Source organism: Ruegeria sp., from assembly GCF_965243365.1.
Classification (GTDB): Bacteria; Pseudomonadota; Alphaproteobacteria; order Rhodobacterales; family Rhodobacteraceae; genus Ruegeria.
Genome location: NZ_CBDEUW010000002.1, coordinates 706742 through 726100 on the forward strand (window position 1 = coordinate 706742; position 19359 = coordinate 726100).

Below are 19359 nucleotides of genomic sequence, written 5' to 3' on the forward strand. Positions count from 1 at the left end.
GTGGGATAACTTCGGAAAGCCCAAATTACATGGCGTTTTACACAATAGCTTCAGGAACTTAGCTGCAGAGCAAGCCAGATAACGAAAAACGGCCCCGCGAGGCGGAGCCGTTTCAAATGATCTAGTTACATCAAGCCGTTACAGGCTCATATGCGTTCCAAGGGCTTCCATGTCAGCCAGCAGTTTGGCGGCGTCGTCGACGATGGTCTGATCGTCGCCTTCCTTGGCCGCTTCGTGCGAAGCGCGTGCCTCGGCGATCAGGTCGTCCAGATGCGACCGGGTCACTTCGGCAACTGGAATGGCCTTTTCGGCCAGAACCGACAGGCCATCGCCGTTGATCTGGGCAAACCCGCCGGTGACTAGGTATTCGCTGGCGCCGCCGGGGGCTTCGACCTTCAGGATGCCCGGGCGCAATGTTGTGATGGTTGGGGCATGATCAGGCATCGCCGTCATGTCCCCGTCCGCACCGGGAATCTGGACCGCGCTGGCCTCAAGCGAAGCAAGGCTCCGCTCGGGGCTGACGAGGTCGAATTGCATTGTGTTTGCCATCAGGGATACTCCTTAGGCGGCTTCTGCGGCCATCTTTTCCGCTTTGGCGATCACTTCGTCGATGCCGCCAACCATCAGGAAGGCTGCTTCGGGCAGGTGATCGTATTCGCCAGCCACAACGGCCTTGAACGACGAGATGGTGACATCCAGCGGGACCTGAACGCCCGGCGAACCGGTGAAAACCTCGGCCACGTCGAACGGCTGCGACAGGAAGCGTTCGATTTTACGGGCACGGGCCACAGTCAGTTTGTCTTCTTCCGACAGTTCGTCCATGCCAAGGATGGCGATGATGTCCTGCAGCGACTTGTAGCGCTGGAGGATCTGCTGAACGTCGGTCGCGACCGCGTAGTGCTCTTCCCCAACGATGGCCGGATCCAGCAGACGCGACGAAGAGTCGAGCGGGTCAACAGCCGGGTAGATACCCTTTTCCGAGATCGCACGGTTCAGAACGGTGGTCGCATCCAAGTGAGCAAACGAGGTTGCCGGCGCAGGGTCGGTAAGGTCGTCCGCAGGCACGTAGATCGCCTGAACCGAGGTGATCGAGCCCGACTTGGTCGAGGTGATGCGTTCCTGCAGGGCCCCCATGTCGGTGGCCAGGGTCGGCTGGTAGCCCACCGCCGAAGGAATACGACCCAGCAGAGCCGAAACCTCGGAACCCGCCTGCGTGAAGCGGAAGATGTTGTCGACGAAGAACAGAACGTCGGTACCGGACTGGTCGCGGAACTGCTCGGCCAGGGTCAGACCTGTCAGAGCAACACGTGCACGCGCACCCGGAGGTTCGTTCATCTGACCGTACACCAGGGCCACCTGCGATTCCGACAGGTTGTCCGGCTTGATCACGTTCGATTCGATCATTTCCCAATACAGGTCGTTGCCTTCACGGGTCCGTTCACCAACACCCGCGAACACCGAGAAGCCCGAGTGCACTTTTGCGATGTTGTTGATCAGTTCCATGATCAGAACGGTTTTGCCAACGCCAGCGCCGCCGAACAGGCCAATTTTACCGCCTTTGGCGTAGGGGGCCAGCAGGTCAACAACCTTGATGCCTGTAACCAAAATTTCCGACTCGGTCGACTGTTCGTCGAACTCGGGTGCGGGCTGGTGGATCGCGCGGGTCTCGGTTGCTTCAACCGGGCCTTTTTCGTCGATCGGCTCACCCACAACGTTCAGGATGCGGCCCAGGGTTGCGTTGCCAACCGGAACCGAGATCGGTGAGCCGGTGTCGGTGACGGCCTCGCCACGGACCAGACCTTCGGTCGCGTCCATCGCGATGGTGCGGACAGTGTTTTCACCCAGGTGCTGGGCAACTTCCAACACCAGGCGCTTGCCGTTGTTGGTGGTTTCCAGCGCGTTCAGAATTTCAGGCAGCTGATCTTCGAAGTGCACGTCGACGACGGCCCCGATGATCTGTGTGACTTTGCCTTTTGCATTCGCCATGTTTCGTCTCCGGTATGTCTCTACAGCGCTTCGGCGCCGGAAATAATTTCAATCAGCTCGTTGGTGATCACGGCCTGACGCGAGCGGTTGAACTGGATCGTCAGCTTGTCGATCATCTCACCCGCGTTGCGTGTCGCGTTGTCCATCGCGGACATCCGTGCACCCTGTTCAGACGCTCCGTTTTCGAGCAGAGCCGAGAAGATCGCGGTCGCAACCCCCTTGGGCAGCAGGTCGGCCAGAATGGCCTCTTCGCTGGGCTCGTAATCGAACACGGCACCGCTGTCGTCACCCTCGGTTTCCTCGAACGAGGCGGGGATGACCTGCTGTGCCGTCGGGATCTGGGTCACAACGTTGACGAACTTCGAATAGAAGATCGTGGCAACGTCAAACTCACCCCCGTCAAAGCGCGACAGCACGTCCTTGGCAATGTCTTGCGCGTTGGTGTAACCGATGCGCTTGACCTCGCTCAGGTCGATATGCCCAACGAACAGATCAGCAAAGTCGCGTTTCAGGGCATCGCGCCCCTTCTTGCCAACGGTCAAAACCTTGACCGTCTTGCCTTTACCACGCAGTTCGTCCGCTTTGGCGCGGGCGAGCTTGGCGATGTTCGCGTTGAAGCCACCACACAGGCCGCGTTCAGCTGTCATGACAACCAGCAGATGGACATCATCGCTGCCCGTACCACGGAGCAGCTTGGGGGCGCTATCGCTACCCCCGACCGAAGCAGCCAGCCCCGCCATCACGGCATTGAACCGTTCAGCATAGGGACGCGAGGCTTCGGCAGATTCCTGGGCGCGGCGCAGTTTTGCGGCCGCGACCATCTGCATGGCCTTGGTGATCTTGCGGGTCGATTTGACCGACTCGATCCTGTTTTTAAGGTCCTTCAGACTAGGCATCGGAACCCCCTATCAAGCGAAGGTCGCGGCGTATTCGTCGATCGCTGCCTTAAGTTTGTCTGCGGCTTCACCTTTGATCTTCGGATCTTCGTCGGTGATCCACTTCAGCAGGTCAGCGTGCTTACCGCGCAGGTGTGACAGCAGACCGGCCTCATAGCGGCCAACGTCAGAAACTTCGATTTTGTCGAGGTAACCGTTGGTGCCTGCGAAGATGACGCAGACGATTTCCGCGTTGGTCAACGGCGAGTACTGCGGCTGCTTCATCAGCTCGGTCAGACGCGCACCACGGTTCAGCAGCTGCTGGGTTGCGGCGTCGAGGTCCGAGCCGAACTGCGCAAACGCAGCCATTTCGCGGTACTGAGCCAGTTCCAGTTTCACCGGACCGGCAACCGATTTCATCGCATCGGTCTGAGCCGAAGAGCCCACACGCGAAACCGACAAACCGGTGTTCACGGCAGGACGGATGCCCTGGTAGAACAGTTCGGTTTCCAGGAAGATCTGACCGTCGGTGATCGAGATCACGTTGGTCGGAATAAACGCCGAAACGTCACCACCCTGAGTTTCGATAACCGGCAGAGCGGTCAGCGAGCCCGCGCCGAAGTCTTCGTTCAGCTTTGCCGAACGCTCCAGCAGGCGGGAGTGAAGGTAGAAAACGTCGCCAGGATAGGCTTCACGTCCGGGCGGACGGCGCAGCAGCAGCGACATCTGACGGTAGGACACAGCCTGTTTCGACAGGTCATCATAGATGATCAGCGCGTGGCGACCATTGTCACGGAAGTATTCTGCCATCGCAGTCGCCGAGTAAGGCGCCAGGAACTGCATAGGTGCCGGGTCGGACGCGGTCGCAGCAACAACGATCGAGTAGTCAATCGCGCCGGACTCTTCCAGTTTCTTCACCAGCTGCGCAACGGTCGAACGCTTTTGACCAACCGCTACGTAGATGCAGTACAGTTTCTTCGACTCGTCGTCGCCTGCTGCGTCGTTGTAGGTTTTCTGGTTCAGGATGGTGTCCAGAGCCACAGCGGTTTTACCGGTCTGACGGTCACCAATGATCAGTTCCCGCTGGCCACGGCCAATCGGGATCATCGCGTCAACCGATTTCAGGCCGGTTGCCATCGGCTCGTGCACCGATTTACGCGGGATGATGCCGGGGGCTTTGACGTCTGCAACGCCACGTTTGGTTGCGTTAATCGGGCCTTTGCCGTCCAGCGGGTTGCCCAGACCGTCAACAACACGGCCCAGCAGCTCATCACCGATCGGAACGTCCACGATTGAGTTGGTGCGCTTGACGGTGTCACCTTCTTTGATGTCACGGTCGGAACCGAAGATAACGACACCTACGTTGTCGCTTTCCAGGTTCAGGGCCATGCCCATGATGCCGCCGGGGAATTCGACCATCTCACCGGCTTGCACGTTGTCCAGGCCGTATACACGGGCAATCCCGTCACCGACGCTCAGCACGCGGCCGATCTCGGCCACTTCGGCTTCCTGACCAAAATTCTTGATCTGGTCCTTCAGGATTGCAGAAATCTCTGCGGCTTGGATTCCCATTTATCCGACCTCTTTCATTGCATTCTGTAGGGAGTTCAGCTTCGAACGGATCGAGCTATCGATCATTTTCGAGCCCACTTTAACGACAAGACCGCCGATGAGGCTTTCATCCACGGTCGCATTGATTGTCACGGTCTTGCCCACACGCTCAGACAGCGTCTTGGACAGTTTATCCAGTTGGGTCTTGGTCAGCGCCTTGGCCGAAGCGACATCGGCGGTCACCTCGCCACGCTCATCCGCCAGCATGTCACGCAGGACCTGAATCAGCTGCGGCACGACGAACAGACGGCGCTTTTGTGCCATCAGACCCAGAGTGTTGCGCAGGATCGCGTGCAAGCCCATTTTGTCAGCAACTGCGGTGATTGCGCCTTCTTGCTCGGCGCGGGAAACCAAAGGCGATGCAATCAGGTCGCGCAATTCGGCGCTTTCGCCCAGTGCTGCTGCCAGATCATTGATGCCGGTTTCCAGACCTGCGAGGTCATTATTCTCTTTTGCGATTTCGAAAATCGCGGTGGCATAGCGCTCGGCAATGCCTGTGGAAATCGAAGCTGGTTCGGACACGTCCACCCTTCCGATATTTGAGGCCCCGATTTTGGGTAGCGGCCGCTACCTTGGAGCGTGAGGAAACCCCGTCCTTGAAGGGCGGGGATCAAAATCACCGGGGATGTAGCAGAGCCGAACCCAGCTAGCAACATATTATCAGGGGAAACGCTTTATCCACAAAGTGTTATTTTTCAAATACTTATGCCAGGTGCGACCCTTTTGTCCGATTGGCGGAGGTGAAAAATGTTACCAAAGTGCAGGTTTTTGCGATTCCTGTGACCTATTTCCTGCATTTTTTGCCGTTTTCGACGTCTCAAAACGCAACCGTTCCCTAAGCTGGCTTCAGCAATCCATCGAGCGCCTTGATCGGGCGGCGCTGCGTGTCCTTGGTGACGCTGCCGCTGGGAGGGCGGATATGCTTTGTGGCCTCGACCATCAGAACTCCGCCAGCCATTACGGTCGGCAGACGCTGCCCGGTTTTTTCGATCAGGTTGCCGGATTTCAGCCAGAATCGGCGGAAAGACGGAGGCAGATATAGGGCGGAACAGTGGTTCTCCGGGATGAAATGGTGCGCTTTGAGTTGGCTTTCCAACTGCGAAGCCGAATATGGGCGCCCGAAGCCAAAAGGGGTCCGGTCCGTTCGCGACCATAGCCCTGCGCGATTGGGCACAACAAACAGCGCCCTTCCCCCAGGTCCCAACACACGCCAGCATTCATCCAGCAATTGACTCGGGCGGCTGGAGGTTTCCAGCCCATGCATCACCACCAACTTATCCACATGGCCCGTCTCAATCGGCCAGCGGGTCTCTTCCGTCAGAACCGAGACGTTAGGCATACTCGGAGGCCACGGCATGACCCCCTGAGGGCCGGGCATCAGGCCGATCACACGCCGGGCATCCGCCAGATAGGGGCGAAGCAAAGGAACCGCAAAGCCGAAGCCAACAACCGTCTGTCCTTTGGCCTCGGGCCAAAGATCAACCAGCCGACCACGGATCGCCGCCTGCGCCGCACGGCCCAGCGTGCTGCGATAGTAGAAATTCCTCAGATCCTGCACATCAAGATGCATTGCGGACACCCGACCAATCGGTTTAGCTGGGCGCAGTCTAGCAACGAAAAGGCAAAAGGCCATGCCTCTTGAAATCGTCACCATTCCCTGCCTCAGCGACAATTATGCCTTTTTGGCCCATGACGCCGCCAGTGGAGAAACCGCGCTGATTGACGCACCGGAACCTGGCCCCATCCTGTCCGAGTTGAACGCGCGAGGCTGGACCTTGTCTCATGTGTTGTTGACGCACCACCACTGGGACCATGTGGACGGTCTGCCTGGCATTCTTGAAAGCCACCCGGCCAAGGTCATCGGTGCCGCGGCGGACGCATACCGCCTGCCGGCGCTGGATCAGCAGGTCGGTGAAGGGGATGTTTTCGAAATCGGCGGCGAACCGGTACAGGTGCTGGATGTGTCAGGCCATACAATTGGCCATATCGCATTTTATATGCCTGAAAGCGCAGCGGTATTCACCGCAGACAGCCTTATGGCCTTGGGATGTGGCAGATTGTTTGAGGGCACTGCCCCGCAGATGTGGGCGTCGCTCAGCAAGCTTGCGGCCCTTCCTGACGAAACAATCGTGTATTCAGGTCACGAGTATACACAATCCAATGCCAAATTCGCCATCACGGTGGATCCGGATAACTCTGCGTTGCAGCAGCGCATCATCGAAATCGACGATGCGCGCGCCGCAGGGAAACCAACCGTTCCGTCGACTCTGGCAGTGGAAAAGGCCACAAATCCGTTTCTACGTGCAGCCGATCCGGCGATTCAGGCCCATTTGGGTATGATTGATGCCGATCCTGCAGCGGTTTTTGCAGAAATACGGGCTAGAAAAGACCGCTTCTAATGCCTATTTCGCCCTCTTCACGGCAACGGTCACGTTAAATGTGACTGTCAAGTGAAAGAAAACCCTTGAAGCCGCGCCACGATCAACCAAACTCTAATAGTATGAGGACATGGTTGGGATGGGGATCCGGCCGACAGCCCGCCCCCTTCTGACCCAAGACAGAGGAGCACCCGCGTGCCTTCATTCTCGAGCACATTAGAACAAGCCATCCACGCGGCCCTGGCGGCTGCGAATGAACGGCGACATGAATTCGCAACGCTTGAGCATCTGCTACTGGCGCTGCTGGAAGAACCCGACGCGATCCGCGTCATGAAAGCCTGTAGCGTCGATCTGGACGAACTGCGCAGCACTCTGGTCGAATTCATCGACGAGGATCTGTCAAATCTGGTGACAGATATCGACGGATCCGAAGCGGTACCGACAGCAGCATTCCAGCGTGTTATTCAGCGCGCGGCAATTCACGTCCAGAGCTCGGGCCGGACCGAGGTGACCGGGGCCAATGTGCTGGTCGCCATCTTTGCCGAACGCGAAAGCAATGCCGCCTATTTCCTGCAAGAACAGGACATGACCCGCTATGACGCGGTGAACTTCATCGCTCATGGTGTGGCGAAGGACCCGGCCTATGGCGAGAACCGCCCGGTTTCGGGTGCCGATCAGGTTGAAGATGAAGCACAACCTGCGGCTGGCGAAGGTGAGCAGAAGGAAAGCGCGCTTGGCAAATACTGTGTCGATCTGAACGCCAAATCTCGTGCTGGCGATGTCGATCCGCTGATCGGACGCGGGGATGAGGTTGAACGCTGCATCCAGGTGCTCTGCCGTCGCCGCAAGAACAACCCGCTGCTGGTGGGCGACCCCGGTGTTGGCAAAACCGCCATTGCCGAAGGTCTGGCACACAAGATCGTTGCCGGAGAAGCACCGGACGTGCTGTCCGAGACAACAATCTATTCGCTGGACATGGGCGCTCTGCTGGCGGGAACCCGCTATCGCGGTGATTTCGAGGAGCGGCTGAAAGCGGTCGTGACCGAGTTGGAGGAACACCCTGACGCAGTGCTGTTCATTGACGAAATCCATACCGTCATCGGTGCCGGGGCGACCTCGGGCGGCGCGATGGACGCGTCGAACCTGCTGAAGCCTGCGTTGCAAGGCGGCAAACTGCGCACCATGGGCTCAACCACTTACAAGGAATTCCGCCAGCATTTCGAAAAAGACCGCGCGCTGAGCCGCCGGTTCCAGAAAATCGACGTGAACGAGCCTTCGGTTGAAGACAGCGTGAAAATCCTGCGCGGCCTGAAACCCTATTTCGAAGAACATCACGACATCAAATACACAGCCGACGCGATCAAGACTGCTGTGGAATTGTCGGCGCGTTATATCAATGACCGCAAACTGCCAGACAAGGCCATCGACGTGATTGATGAGGCCGGTGCGGCACAGCATCTGGTCGCGGAAAGCAAGCGCCGCAAAACCATCGGCGTGAAAGAGATTGAAGCAGTTGTTGCCAAGATCGCGCGTATCCCGCCCAAGAATGTCACCAAGGATGATGCCGAAGTTCTGAAAGACCTCGAAACCTCGCTCAAGCGAGTGGTGTTTGGTCAGGACGTAGCGATTGAGGCTCTGTCCAGCGCGATCAAATTGGCCCGTGCAGGTCTGCGCGAACCCGAGAAACCAATCGGCAACTATCTGTTTGCCGGCCCAACCGGCGTGGGTAAGACCGAAGTCGCGAAACAACTGGCTGATACGCTGGGCGTGGAATTGCTGCGCTTTGACATGTCGGAGTACATGGAGAAGCACGCGGTGTCCCGTCTGATCGGCGCGCCTCCGGGTTATGTCGGGTTCGATCAGGGTGGTTTGCTGACCGATGGCGTCGACCAGCATCCGCATTGTGTGCTGCTTCTGGATGAGATCGAGAAAGCACATCCGGACGTGTTCAACATCCTCTTGCAGGTGATGGACCATGGCGAACTGACCGATCACAACGGTCGCACAGTGAACTTCCGCAACGTGGTCCTGATCATGACCTCGAACGCAGGCGCACAGGAACAGGCCAAGGCCGCCATCGGCTTTGCCCGTGATCGCCGCGAAGGTGAGGATACCGCCGCGATTGAACGCATGTTCACGCCGGAATTCCGTAACCGTCTGGATGCCGTGATTTCCTTTGCACCACTCCCGAAAGAGGTCATCCTGCAGGTGGTCGAGAAATTCGTCCTACAGCTTGAGGCGCAACTGCTGGATCGCGGTGTGACCATCGACCTGACGCCCAAAGCCGCCGAATGGCTGGCCGACAAGGGCTACGACGACAAGATGGGCGCACGCCCGCTGGGCCGTGTCATTCAGGAGCACATCAAGAAACCGCTGGCCGAGGAACTGCTGTTCGGCAAGCTGGCGAAAGGTGGCGTGGTCCGTGTCTCGGTCAAGAAGGGCGATTTGGACCTGGAGATCATCGGCCCCGATCAACGACGCATCCCCGGGGACAAACCACCGCTTTTGACTGCGGATTGATCCGATTTGAGACAAAAAGCGCCCGGCGGATAGATCAGCCGGGCGCTTTTTGTTGGCATTCCGACCAACAGCGATCTTCGAAATCTGAAGCAGGCCCGACGGAAAACTGAAACCCGCACGTTTACCCTCAATAACTCAAATACACAGGAGCTTGGGGTGAACAACAAAACCGCTATTCTCTGGAGCCTGACCTTTGCCATAACCGCCGTTGCGGCAATCGCTTCGGCGCAGCACAGGTTTCGGTATCACGATGAAACTAGGGCGAAACCTCTGAATCTGGTGCCGGCAACAGTCGATCCGGGCACCAACCGATCAAAGATAAAAGAGACCGGGGCGAAAGTTAAAATTTCCGGCAACGGAATTCCTGATCATCTTGTCGGACAGTTTCCAAACCGCGGCAATCCGCATTCTGTCTCAGCGCAAAAAATCCGATTGAGCGTGCCTGCGAACCCAACGAGCACAGGAGCGATAACGCCGTTGCAGTTGGGATGGAATTTTGGCGTGTCGCTGAACGGGGTGGTTTTTGACCCGCTGGCGGCAGAGTATTGGCACGGAGATCCGCAATCCGGGTGGTCTTACAACGCCTTGAGCGGTGCAATTTCTCTGGGCTTGGATGCGAACCACGCACATGTTCAACCGAACGGAAAATATCACTATCACGGCGTACCGACAGGGCTGATCGAGATGCTCGACTGGTCCGCAAAGCGGCACTCACCGCTGATCGGCTATGCGGCGGACGGGTTTCCAATTTATGCCATGACCGGGGCGGTTAATGGCGAAGTGACAGAAATGACCTCTTCCTATCGGTTGAAACCCGGCAACCGACCCGGCGGAGCGTCACCTGACGGGCTGTATGACGGCACATTCAACGAGGATTATGCCTATGTGCCCGGCCAGGGCAATTTGGATCAATGCAATGGCGCCTTTACGGTATCGGAAGAATACCCGGAAGGAACCTATGCTTACTTCCTGACTGAAGAATACCCTGTAGTCCCGCGCTGCTTCATCGGTTCTCCTGATCAGAGCTTTCGGTTCGGGCGGCGTTGAAGAAACTGCGATTGAAAATCAACGCTCGGTCAGCTTCAACTCGATCCTCCGGTTCTGCGCCCGTGCTTCGGGCGTATCGGCGGGGTTGACGGGCTGGAACTCACCAAACCCATTGGCTGCCAAGCGGTTAGGCGGGATGCCAAGCGCGTCCACCATATACCGAACCACAGACAACGCGCGGCCCTGGCTAAGCTCCCAGTTGTCACGATATCGACCGGAGCCTGCCAAGGGTACATTGTCCGTATGCCCGTCAACCCGGATGACCCAGTTCAGACCTTCGGGAATTTCCACAGCCACGCTGCGCAAAATACTGGCAACCTTCGCGACCTCTTGCTGGCCTTCATCGGACAGCACTGCCGAACCGGTGTCAAACAGCACCTCAGAGGAAAATACGAACCGATCTCCTTCTATCCGCACACCTTCCTGATCGCCCAGAACGTCCCGCAGGCGACCGAAGAACTCGGATCGGTAGCGTTGCAGATCTTCGGCCTGGGCGGTCAGTTCCTGATTTTGACCAGCCAGAGCTTCGGCTTCGGCCTCAAGACGAATACGTTCAGCTTCTTCCAGTAGACGGCGGCGGCGCTCTTCTGACGCAGCGCGCGCCAGAGCGGCGTTCAGGTCCTGGCCCAAAGTCTGAATCTGAATTTCGGCCGCTTCGTTTCGTTCTTCATAATCATCCAACAGAGCCTGCAACGACCCCAACTGGCTTCGTAAGGCCGACATCTGCTGGTTCAGCAAGGCCGTCTGGCGCTGCGCTTCGGTCGAGATTTCCTGTTCCGAGGCAAGTGTGTCGCGCGCAACCGCCAAAAGTGCGGCGCGTTCTTCGGCCAGCGATCGCTGCGTTTCGGCCTCGGCCTGTGCCGCGATTTGCGCGTCCAGCGCCGCTTGCAGCTGGGCCTTCAGTTCTTCAGGGTTCAGCTCCCCGAACTGCCGCTCCAACTCCGCCCGTGCTGCCTGCGCTGCGGCCAACAAGGTCAACGTCTCTTCCGCCTCTTTCCGCTGCGCCTCAAGCGCGAGGGTCATGGCCGTCAGTTCTGCATCAGCATTCTCAAGCCGGGTTCGCAAAGCTTCGGCGGCCGCTGCTTCGGCCAGCCGGGCGGCCTCTTCATCCGACAATTGTTGTTCAAGATCGGCGATCTGCGCGGACTGCGCCGCATCACTGGACTCCAGATCAGCCACCAGAGCTTCAAGCGCCTCGCGCCGTGCAGCGGCCAAGCGGGCTGCTTCGGCTTGGGCATCAATCTCTTGCCGGCTTTGAGCCAGAGCGAGATTCAGCGCTTCTTGTTCGGTCAGCAACTCCTCTCGCTGACTTTCCAACGTGGCAATATCAACCTGTGCTTGCTGCTGATCGGCCAGCAAGGCGGCGACCTGCGCCTCAAAATCCGTGATGCGGGTCTGAGCCTGCGCAAGTTCGTCTTCGACCGTGGTCAGAGTTGTGTTTAACGCCCCCAATCGCGCCTGAAGGCGGCTGTTTTCCCGTTCCTCCAGCCCCAATGCGCCAGCAAGCGCTGCAATCTCATCCGACAGGGCGGTCAATTCGTCTTCCTGCCCCGAAATGGTTTCACGCAGAACGAACTGAACCACCATGAAGATGGTCAGCACGAAGGTCAGCACCATCAACAGACCGGTCATCGCGTCCACAAAACCGGGCCAGACCGAGCCCTGGAACCGTTGACCAGTACGGCGGGACAGAGCCATCCGTTACTCTCCTTCCGGAGGCGTCCGTACCGCCCCCCGCGGCAGGGTCAGAGCCTTGACCAGCAGTTCGAAATCCTTGCGTAACTCATTCATGCTGTCCTGCCGGCCGGCAGAGATCTCTTCAAGGATGCGCAGCAACTGCACATCCATCGAGCGCAACCGCATCCGGCTTTCGGCGTCGATCCCCTCGCCCGCACCATGGTCGCGCATGTGATCCAGCAGGGCATCCTGACCCAGCGCAACCCGTTCAAGCGCCGCCGTGACACCTTCGGTCTGCGCTTGACGTTGGTTCATGTCACTGATCGCATCGACCAGCTGACCCAGCTTGGCGGACACGTCTGCACGGTCCTGCTCCTGCGCCGAGAACATGTCTTGCAGCGCGTCCATCTGTTCGGCCATTGTGTCGAGAACGGGCGTCAACACCGCCAATTCCGCGCCTCCCTCCTCGGCACTTGCAAAGCCGACGCGGGTGATGCTGGACAGCCATTCCTCAAGCTCTCGGTAGAACCTGTTTTGCCCGTGCCCGGCAAAGAGTTCCAACAGACCCACGATCAGCGATCCGGCCAGACCGAGCAGCGAGGAACCAAAGGCCACGCCCATACCCTGTAACTGTGCTTCAAGCCCGGTCATCAGGCGGTTGAACACAGCCAGACCTTCCTCACCTTCCTGCGGATTGAGGCTGCGAATGGTGTCGACGATCGCTGGTACGGTCGTAGCCAGACCAAAGAAGGTGCCCAGAAGGCCGAGGTAAATCAAAACGTTGGTGATATATCGCGTGATCTCACGCTCTTCTTCAACCCGCTCGGCCACCGAATCCAGAATCGAACGGCTGGAGCTTGAGCTGATATGCGACCGTGCGCCCCTTGCCCGTAGCAGCGACGCCAACGGCGCCAGCAATTGCGGTGGGCGGGTATCGTCGCGTTCCACACCACCAACAAATGCTTCGATCCAGCGAACCGAACCGATCAGCTGCGTTACCTGAAAGAAACAGGCCAGAACGCCGATGATGAAAACCAGCAGGATGAAACCGTTCAGATACAGGTTCGCCTGAAAGACCGGCATGACGTAAGGCAATGCCAGAAAAACGCCCAGACCCGACAACCCTATTGCAATCAGCATCATCAAGATCTGACGGATCGGTTGCGAGAAATGTGGTCTCGCGCCCTGCTGTGCCTGCGCCATGCGCGTGGTTCCCGGATTGCCTGCTCTTGCGGCGAATCTATCGAAATTCTGCCGCTGACGCCAAGGGTTTATCCGCTAATTGTACGCACCCGTTGCGACAACCACTCAAGATCTGGATCTTTCAGACCGATCTCGGCCAGATGTGAGGCGGTGTTATACAGATACTCGGTGTTGGGACCCCGACCGCCAACAGCGTGCGCGATGATCTGGGCCTGCTCCTCCAGCGGCAGGCCACCGCAATACTGCACATGGTGTGGGTCGATCACGTAAGTCACCGCATTCACGACCTGTCCGCAGTCCAGATGCACGTCCAGCATCCGTTCAAGATAGGCCGAGGAAATCAGTTCACGTTCGCGCAATTCCTCTAACGTGCGTTCTTCGTGGCCTTCTTCGACGGCCAACGCCAGCCCGGTGCAGCGTGCGCCTGTTTGTTCGTCAAGCGCCAGCACAAGGCCCGGTTCATCCTCGGTGCCGCGGTGGTGAATTGATCGCATGCAGAAGGACCGGGCATAGTTGGGCAATGTCGCGCGTTCGCTGCGGGCCACCGGAAACCCCGGATTCCACAACAGCGATCCATATCCGAACACCCACATCGTCATTGCACTGGTCCTTGCCCGTTTGCGCCTATAAACATCAAATCCAAGACAGGAAAAAGGGCCATTTGTCATGCGCCGTCTGATACGAGTGTTCATTTTTGTGGCCATCGTCTGGAGCGCCTATTGGTTTATCGCCGGGTACGGTTTGCGGACCGCTATCACCAGTTGGTTTGATCAGCAGCAAGAGCAGGGCTGGCAGGCCGATTTCTCCAACGTGGAAACAGCCGGTTATCCGGCACATCACGCCACTCGACTGACCAACCCGGCGCTGGCTGATCCGGTCAATGGCACCGCCTGGAGCGCCGAATGGATCGAGTTCCAAAGCCCCGCCATCTGGCCGGGGCGGCAGGTGCTGCGCTTTGCCGATACGCCGCAGCGACTGTCTTACTTCGATCAAACTGCAACTATTTTAGCCGATGCGCTTCAGGCCGAGTTGCAGTTGCAACCCGGCGTTGCCTTAACGTTGGAAAAGATGGCTCTGAGCTCTCGGGCCTGGTCCGTTACCGATGACGGCCAACCTTTGGCCGCCGGGGACACTCTGTTCCTGATCATGGAACAGACAGAGACACCCGAAACCTATGTCATTGCCGCCCGGGCTGATGGCTTTACGCCCGGTGATAACCTGCGCGACCTGATGCGATCGGCCAAGTCACTGCCGCAGGCGTTTGAAACGCTCGAACTGGATGTGACCACCACATTTGACAAACCGTGGGATCGTAGCGCGCTGGAACAGGGCAGGCCGCAACCCGTGGCCATCGACCTACAGCTGGCCGAGGTCAAATGGGGTGAGCTTCGCCTGTTCGCAACCGGTCAACTGGATGTAGACGATCAGGGCATTCCAACAGGCGAGATCGCTGTAAAAGCCGAAAACTGGCGCGACATGATTGCTATGGCCAATGCCGCAGGCGCCCTGCCCGATCAGGCCGTCGATCCGGTGACACGGGCGCTGAACTTCATGGCAGGGCTTGGCGGCAATCCCAATGCGCTGGACATGCAGTTGAACTTCCGGGATGGGTTCGTCGCACTCGGCCCTTTGCCTTTGGGCCCGGCACCCAGATTGATCCTGCGTTAACGGCAGTACGGCCCGCTGCGATACCGGGCGGTGTCCAAGTGAAAGTGATCGCGATGAAACCGGTCTGAATTCGGCCCCAGAACAGTGCCAAACGGCCCGCATGCGCCGCGCCAAACCTTAATAAGCTGCTTTTGCGACGGGTTCTTGCGCCAGCCATTCAGTACGGTCACCACCTCACCATCCGCCATTTTGAAGCCAGAGATGTCGATGGCGCGACCCTTGCCATGTTCCGAAATCCGGGCGCCTTTGCGGTTGTTGCGCGTCCGGCAGGCATAGTGGGCGGCCACCTGCAGCTCGACCACAGGACCGCGCCGTTTGAATGTCGGCTTTACGGTCTTGTCGACCCACTTGTTCAGGGCAATGGCCGTACCGCAATCCATGGTCGACGGACGACTAAGCGTCACGCCAGACACCGATGTGATCTGTACCGCGTCCTTGATGCCACAAGCCTTGATCTTACCGGGAACCCTACCGACAGCTTTCCCTTGAATATCAATGTCACCGCACACCGAACCCTTGCGCAGCTTGCGCTTCCCAAACAGCACTTCCTGCTCCAGTGCTTCGGGCCGCATAAAGGGTTTCAGCGACGTGTCCGGGCTCAGCATGGGCAGGTCAGCAGGGCGCGCAGCGGCGGCCAGAATCTGAGGTGATGGCGGGCGAAGCTCGGGGCGTAACCGGCTTACAACCGCCGAAGTTGCGGCGGTCGTCACAGCGACGGCCTGTACGAAGGAAGCCTCCGCCGGTCGGGCCATTGGGATCAAGGATTTGTCCGGTGCAGCGGCTTGGGACATCGTGGCCACAGCCATCGCACAGCCAGTCAGAAGAATGGCCCACCGCAACTGCATCAGGTTGCCTTTCCGCGCCCGAAATTCGGCGCGTCCGTGTCCTGCCCTGCATCAATAATTCCACGCCGGATCCCTCGGGTGCGGGTGAAATAGTCAAACAGATGCTCTCCGTCCCCGGTTCGAATAGCGCGTTGCAGTGCAAAGAGTTCTTCGGTGAACCGGCCCAAAATCTCTAGCGTTGCGTCCTTGTTGGTTAGGAAAACGTCGCGCCACATGGTCGGGTCCGACGCGGCAATCCGGGTAAAATCACGGAACCCGGCAGCCGAGTATTTGATGACTTCTGTATCCGTCACCCGCCGCAAATCGTCGGCCACACCCACCATCGTGTAAGCAATCAGGTGCGGCGCATGAGAAGTCACGGCCAGTACCAGATCATGGTGATCGGCATCCATCTCATCCACGTTGGCTCCCATACCCTCCCACAAGGCGCGCAGGCGTTCGATGGCCTGAGGGTCAGAACCTTCAACGGGCACCAGCAAACACCAGCGATTGTCGAACAGTTCGGCAAACCCTGATTCCGGCCCCGAATGCTCGGTCCCGGCCAGCGGGTGCGCCGGAATGAAATGAACACCTTCGGGAATATGCGGACCAACAGCGCCGATCACATGGCGCTTGACCGAGCCCACATCCGACACCGTTGCCCCCGGCTTCAGCGATGGTGCGATCTCGGCCGCGACGGCTCCCATGGCACCAACCGGAACGCAGAGTACAACAAGGTCCGCGTCCTCGACCGCCTCTTGTGCAGTATCACAGACCCGGTCGCACAAACCGATGCGCCGGGCAGTGTCACGGGTCGCTTTAGATCGGGCATAACCCGTGACCTCACGTGCAAGCCCCGAACGTTTGATGGCCCAGAACATGGACGATGCGATCAGGCCCAATCCAATCAGAGCCACTCGGTCGTAAATCTGGCTCATGCTGCGCCCTCTTTGAATGCTGTGATTGCCGCGACCACGCGGCGGCAGGCCTCCTCATCACCCACGGTGATCCGCAAGGCGTTCGGCAGGTTGTAACCCGCAACACGACGCACGATCAAACCCTGCGTCTTCAGATATTCGTCGCAAGCCTCGGCCTCGGCCCTGTCAGCAAAGCGTGCCAGAATGAAATTGGTGCTGGACGGGTCCGACGGCACCCCGATCTTGGCCAGCTCTTCGGCCAGCCAAACACGCAGGCGCGCGTTTTCAGAATGGCAGAAGGTCAGATATTCCTCATCCCTGACCGCCGCCTCGGCCGCAGCCAGCGCTGTCAGGGACAGGTTAAATGGCTGACGTACCCGATTCAGCACATCTATGATGTCCTTCTGGGCATAACCCCATCCAACACGCATCCCGCCCAATCCGTAAATCTTCGAGAATGTCCGTGTCATGACAACATTTGGGTACCGATCAACCAGCGCGGCACCGCCGTCGAAATCCGGCACAAACTCTGCATAGGCACCGTCCAGTACCATCAGGCACGTCTTGGGCAGCCCGCCAGCCAGACGCGCCAGTTCCTCCATCGAAATCATCGTCGAGGTTGGGTTCCCCGGATTGGTGACAAAGACAATCTTCGTCTTGTCCGTCACTCCGGCAAGGATGGCGTCCACATCCACCTTGCGATCCCGCTCATCCACCATCACCGGCGTTGCGCCAACCATGCGGGCAATGATCGGATACATCGAAAACCCGTGCTCGGTGTAGATCACATCGTCCCCGGGGCCAGCATAGGCATGCGCCAGGAATTGCAGCACCTCGTCACTACCAACGCCACAGATGATGCGATCAGGGTCCAGCCCGTGACGTTCCCCAATCGCCGCGCGCAGGCTGGCATGGTCCGTGCTGGGATAGCGGTGCAGCGTTACCGCGCTATCGCGGACAGCTTCAATCGCTTTGGGGCTGGGACCAAAGGGGTTTTCGTTCGAGCTGAGCTTGATGACATCCGCCACACCCGCAATATGAGACTGCCCGCCCTGATACAGTGCGATGTCCATAATGCCAGGCTGCGGGGTGAGTTTGGTCATGAGAGGCTCCTTACGTGAAGCCTCTCATACCTGTCTCAACGGGTTGAGAAAAGCGACAATTCCCTCAGGCCGCCTTGAACCGTGCCGTCGCCGGATCAGCTTGGTAGAATGGCGCATATTCCCCGGTCCGACGCGACAGGTCGTTGACGCTGTCGATGATGAACTGAACCGTCTTCTCGCTCATTAGATAGGAAAAGTTCAGGCGTACCCAACCGGGCTTCTTCAACTCTTCTCCCGCCGACAGTGCGGCGTGCAATCCGTCGGACGTTGCACGATCAATGCCCAACAACCGATGTGCGTAAGGACCTGCACAGGCACAACCGCCCCGGGCCTGAATGCCGTAGACGTCGCTGAGCATCCGGGTGAACAGCTGCTGATGCACCGGCTGCCCGTCCTTGTCCCGAACAAGGAAAGAAAAGATCGGCAACCGATGCGGGTTTTCGACCCCAAGCAGGGTCAGATGTGGATTGTCACGCCACCCATCCAAAGCCATTTGGTTATACAATGCCTCGCGTCGAGCAATCTCATCCGCCCCCACGGCATCCTTGACGATTAAGGCCAGCGCAGCGCGGATGTCGCCAATGACATTGGGTGTACCGGCTTCCTCTCGCGTCGCAAGGTCAGCGCTGTAATCATGCCGCCAGGGCGAGACAAAGGTGACAGTCCCGCCACCGGGCCAGCTTGGGCAAGTGCGCTGAACTGCGGCGCTGTTGACGATCAGCACTCCGGACGCCCCTGGACCACCTGGGAATTTGTGAGGCGACACGACAATCGCATCCTTCCGCGCCTCCTCGGGCCCCATATCCATCGGCAGGTACGGCCCTGCACCGGCGTAATCCCAAACCGCCAAAGCGCCATACGACTTCAGCATGCGGGTCACCGGGTCAGGATCGGTGATAACGCCCGTCACATTCGAAGCCGCCGAGAATGACCCGATCACCAGATCCGCATCTGCGGCTTCCAGCAATGCAGCCTGCAAGGCATTCAGGTCCAGGCCCCCCTCGGACGCCTCGGGGATTTCGACCACCTGCGCCTTGCTTTCACGCCAGGGCAGAATGTTCGAATGATGTTCATATGGCCCGATTAAGACAACCGGCCGGTCAGCCTCTTCCACTCCCAGAAGACTGACCAACCGGTTGAGCCCGGCAGTGGCACCCGACCCGGTGAATATCACCGCATCTTCTCCCCTCGCACCAACAATGCGGGCTATCTCGGCCCTCGCGTCATGACGCAAACGCGTCATGTAGGACCCGCAATAAGAAGCCTCGGTGTGGCTGTTTGCGTAAAACGGCAGCACCTGTTGCGCCACAAAGTCTTCAACCTGTTGCAGCGCGCGACCCGAAGCGACGTAGTCCGCGTAAACCAGCGGCACGTCCCCATGAAAACCTGGGATCAGCACATTCTCCCCGATCAGCCCATCACGCAGAGTATTGTCGTGAGCAGCAGCTTGGATTTCTGCGCGAAATGTGGACAGGGTCATATCGTAGGCTCCTTAGTACACCCTCAATATGATTGATACATGATGGGAAAACGTCACCTATAATTGCTGT

General features: G+C 58.5%; 17 protein-coding genes. 4 read left to right on the plus strand and 13 right to left on the minus strand.

Features of this window, described 5'->3' with window-relative positions:
- Nucleotides 1-138: 138 nt before the first annotated feature.
- From ACP0GE_RS07250 to ACP0GE_RS07275, 6 genes are all read right to left on the minus strand, one after another.
- Complete coding sequence (locus ACP0GE_RS07250; RefSeq protein ID WP_424831313.1) at nt 139-549, minus strand: F0F1 ATP synthase subunit epsilon; 411 nt, start codon at nt 547-549, stop codon at nt 139-141.
- 12 nt (nt 550-561) lie between these two features.
- A complete protein-coding gene (gene atpD, locus ACP0GE_RS07255; RefSeq protein WP_424831314.1) occupies nt 562-1986 on the minus strand; it encodes a F0F1 ATP synthase subunit beta in 1425 nt (474 codons plus the stop codon).
- A 20-nt stretch (nt 1987-2006) separates the two neighbouring features.
- Complete coding sequence (locus ACP0GE_RS07260) at nt 2007-2882, minus strand: F0F1 ATP synthase subunit gamma (RefSeq protein ID WP_424831315.1); 876 nt, start codon at nt 2880-2882, stop codon at nt 2007-2009.
- Nucleotides 2883-2894: 12 nt separating this feature from the next.
- The gene (atpA, locus tag ACP0GE_RS07265; RefSeq protein ID WP_424831316.1) at nt 2895-4433 is read right to left on the minus strand and encodes a F0F1 ATP synthase subunit alpha; all 1539 of its coding nucleotides are present in this window, start codon (nt 4431-4433) and stop codon (nt 2895-2897) included.
- On the minus strand, nt 4434-4994 hold the full coding sequence (locus tag ACP0GE_RS07270) for a F0F1 ATP synthase subunit delta (RefSeq protein WP_424831317.1): 561 nt from the start codon (nt 4992-4994) through the stop codon (nt 4434-4436).
- 313 nt (nt 4995-5307) lie between these two features.
- Nucleotides 5308-6042, minus strand: a complete 735-nt coding sequence (locus ACP0GE_RS07275; RefSeq protein WP_424831318.1) for a class I SAM-dependent methyltransferase — start codon at nt 6040-6042, stop codon at nt 5308-5310.
- Between the two features lie 61 nt (nt 6043-6103).
- On the opposite strand from ACP0GE_RS07275, the gene gloB reads away from it, so the two are divergent.
- From gloB to ACP0GE_RS07290, 3 genes are all read left to right on the plus strand, one after another.
- The gene (gloB, locus tag ACP0GE_RS07280) at nt 6104-6871 is read left to right on the plus strand and encodes a hydroxyacylglutathione hydrolase (protein WP_424831319.1); all 768 of its coding nucleotides are present in this window, start codon (nt 6104-6106) and stop codon (nt 6869-6871) included.
- Nucleotides 6872-7045: 174 nt separating this feature from the next.
- Nucleotides 7046-9370 carry an ATP-dependent Clp protease ATP-binding subunit ClpA gene (clpA, locus tag ACP0GE_RS07285; RefSeq protein ID WP_424831320.1) on the plus strand — a complete coding sequence of 775 codons (2325 nt, stop codon included), beginning with the start codon at nt 7046-7048 and terminating at the stop codon, nt 9368-9370.
- A gap of 156 nt (nt 9371-9526) precedes the next feature.
- Nucleotides 9527-10417, plus strand: a complete 891-nt coding sequence (locus tag ACP0GE_RS07290; protein ID WP_424831321.1) for a YHYH protein — start codon at nt 9527-9529, stop codon at nt 10415-10417.
- An 18-nt stretch (nt 10418-10435) separates the two neighbouring features.
- Here the strand turns inward: ACP0GE_RS07290 and ACP0GE_RS07295 are convergent, their stop codons facing one another.
- The 3 genes from ACP0GE_RS07295 to ACP0GE_RS07305 all read right to left on the minus strand — a co-directional run bounded on the left by ACP0GE_RS07295 (nt 10436) and on the right by ACP0GE_RS07305 (nt 13896).
- Nucleotides 10436-12115 carry a peptidoglycan -binding protein gene (locus ACP0GE_RS07295; protein WP_424831322.1) on the minus strand — a complete coding sequence of 560 codons (1680 nt, stop codon included), beginning with the start codon at nt 12113-12115 and terminating at the stop codon, nt 10436-10438.
- 3 nt (nt 12116-12118) lie between these two features.
- Nucleotides 12119-13297 carry a biopolymer transporter ExbB gene (locus ACP0GE_RS07300; protein ID WP_424831323.1) on the minus strand — a complete coding sequence of 393 codons (1179 nt, stop codon included), beginning with the start codon at nt 13295-13297 and terminating at the stop codon, nt 12119-12121.
- A 68-nt stretch (nt 13298-13365) separates the two neighbouring features.
- The gene (locus ACP0GE_RS07305; RefSeq protein WP_424831324.1) at nt 13366-13896 is read right to left on the minus strand and encodes a gamma-glutamylcyclotransferase; all 531 of its coding nucleotides are present in this window, start codon (nt 13894-13896) and stop codon (nt 13366-13368) included.
- 67 nt (nt 13897-13963) lie between these two features.
- Here ACP0GE_RS07305 and ACP0GE_RS07310 point away from each other — a divergent pair, with 67 nt between their 5' ends.
- On the plus strand, nt 13964-14965 hold the full coding sequence (locus ACP0GE_RS07310; RefSeq protein ID WP_424831325.1) for a DUF2125 domain-containing protein: 1002 nt from the start codon (nt 13964-13966) through the stop codon (nt 14963-14965).
- On the opposite strand, the gene ACP0GE_RS07315 is transcribed toward ACP0GE_RS07310, so the two are convergent.
- The 4 genes from ACP0GE_RS07315 to ACP0GE_RS07330 form a co-directional block, all read right to left on the minus strand.
- On the minus strand, nt 14962-15810 hold the full coding sequence (locus ACP0GE_RS07315; RefSeq protein ID WP_424831326.1) for an extensin family protein: 849 nt from the start codon (nt 15808-15810) through the stop codon (nt 14962-14964). The genes ACP0GE_RS07310 and ACP0GE_RS07315 overlap by 4 nt on opposite strands.
- Nucleotides 15810-16727: a prephenate/arogenate dehydrogenase family protein gene (locus tag ACP0GE_RS07320; protein WP_424831327.1), complete on the minus strand. Its 918-nt coding sequence runs from the start codon at nt 16725-16727 to the stop codon at nt 15810-15812. Before ACP0GE_RS07320 ends, ACP0GE_RS07315 begins: the two co-directional genes overlap by 1 nt.
- Nucleotides 16724-17809 (minus strand): histidinol-phosphate transaminase, encoded by a 1086-nt coding sequence (hisC, locus tag ACP0GE_RS07325; RefSeq protein WP_424831328.1) that lies wholly within the window; start codon nt 17807-17809, stop codon nt 16724-16726. Before hisC ends, ACP0GE_RS07320 begins: the two co-directional genes overlap by 4 nt.
- Before the next feature lie 64 nt (nt 17810-17873).
- A complete protein-coding gene (locus ACP0GE_RS07330) occupies nt 17874-19289 on the minus strand; it encodes an aminotransferase class V-fold PLP-dependent enzyme (RefSeq protein WP_424831329.1) in 1416 nt (471 codons plus the stop codon).
- Nucleotides 19290-19359: the final 70 nt, after the last annotated feature.

Bases quoted from the DNA above. Each gene is read 5' to 3' on its own strand.
- ACP0GE_RS07330 (WP_424831329.1), bottom strand. From the start codon at position 19,289: ATGACCCTGTCCACATTTCGCGCAGAAATCCAAGCTGCTGCTCACGAC.
- ACP0GE_RS07260 (WP_424831315.1), bottom strand. From the start codon at position 2,882: ATGCCTAGTCTGAAGGACCTTAAAAACAGGATCGAGTCGGTCAAATCG.
- hisC (WP_424831328.1), bottom strand. From the start codon at position 17,809: ATGACCAAACTCACCCCGCAGCCTGGCATTATGGACATCGCACTGTAT.
- ACP0GE_RS07300 (WP_424831323.1), bottom strand. From the start codon at position 13,297: ATGGCGCAGGCACAGCAGGGCGCGAGACCACATTTCTCGCAACCGATC.
- gloB (WP_424831319.1), top strand. From the start codon at position 6,104: ATGCCTCTTGAAATCGTCACCATTCCCTGCCTCAGCGACAATTATGCC.
- ACP0GE_RS07295 (WP_424831322.1), bottom strand. From the start codon at position 12,115: ATGGCTCTGTCCCGCCGTACTGGTCAACGGTTCCAGGGCTCGGTCTGG.
- atpA (WP_424831316.1), bottom strand. From the start codon at position 4,433: ATGGGAATCCAAGCCGCAGAGATTTCTGCAATCCTGAAGGACCAGATC.
- ACP0GE_RS07275 (WP_424831318.1), bottom strand. From the start codon at position 6,042: ATGCATCTTGATGTGCAGGATCTGAGGAATTTCTACTATCGCAGCACG.
- ACP0GE_RS07310 (WP_424831325.1), top strand. From the start codon at position 13,964: ATGCGCCGTCTGATACGAGTGTTCATTTTTGTGGCCATCGTCTGGAGC.
- ACP0GE_RS07315 (WP_424831326.1), bottom strand. From the start codon at position 15,810: ATGCAGTTGCGGTGGGCCATTCTTCTGACTGGCTGTGCGATGGCTGTG.
- atpD (WP_424831314.1), bottom strand. From the start codon at position 1,986: ATGGCGAATGCAAAAGGCAAAGTCACACAGATCATCGGGGCCGTCGTC.
- ACP0GE_RS07305 (WP_424831324.1), bottom strand. From the start codon at position 13,896: ATGACGATGTGGGTGTTCGGATATGGATCGCTGTTGTGGAATCCGGGG.
- ACP0GE_RS07320 (WP_424831327.1), bottom strand. From the start codon at position 16,727: ATGAGCCAGATTTACGACCGAGTGGCTCTGATTGGATTGGGCCTGATC.
- ACP0GE_RS07250 (WP_424831313.1), bottom strand. From the start codon at position 549: ATGGCAAACACAATGCAATTCGACCTCGTCAGCCCCGAGCGGAGCCTT.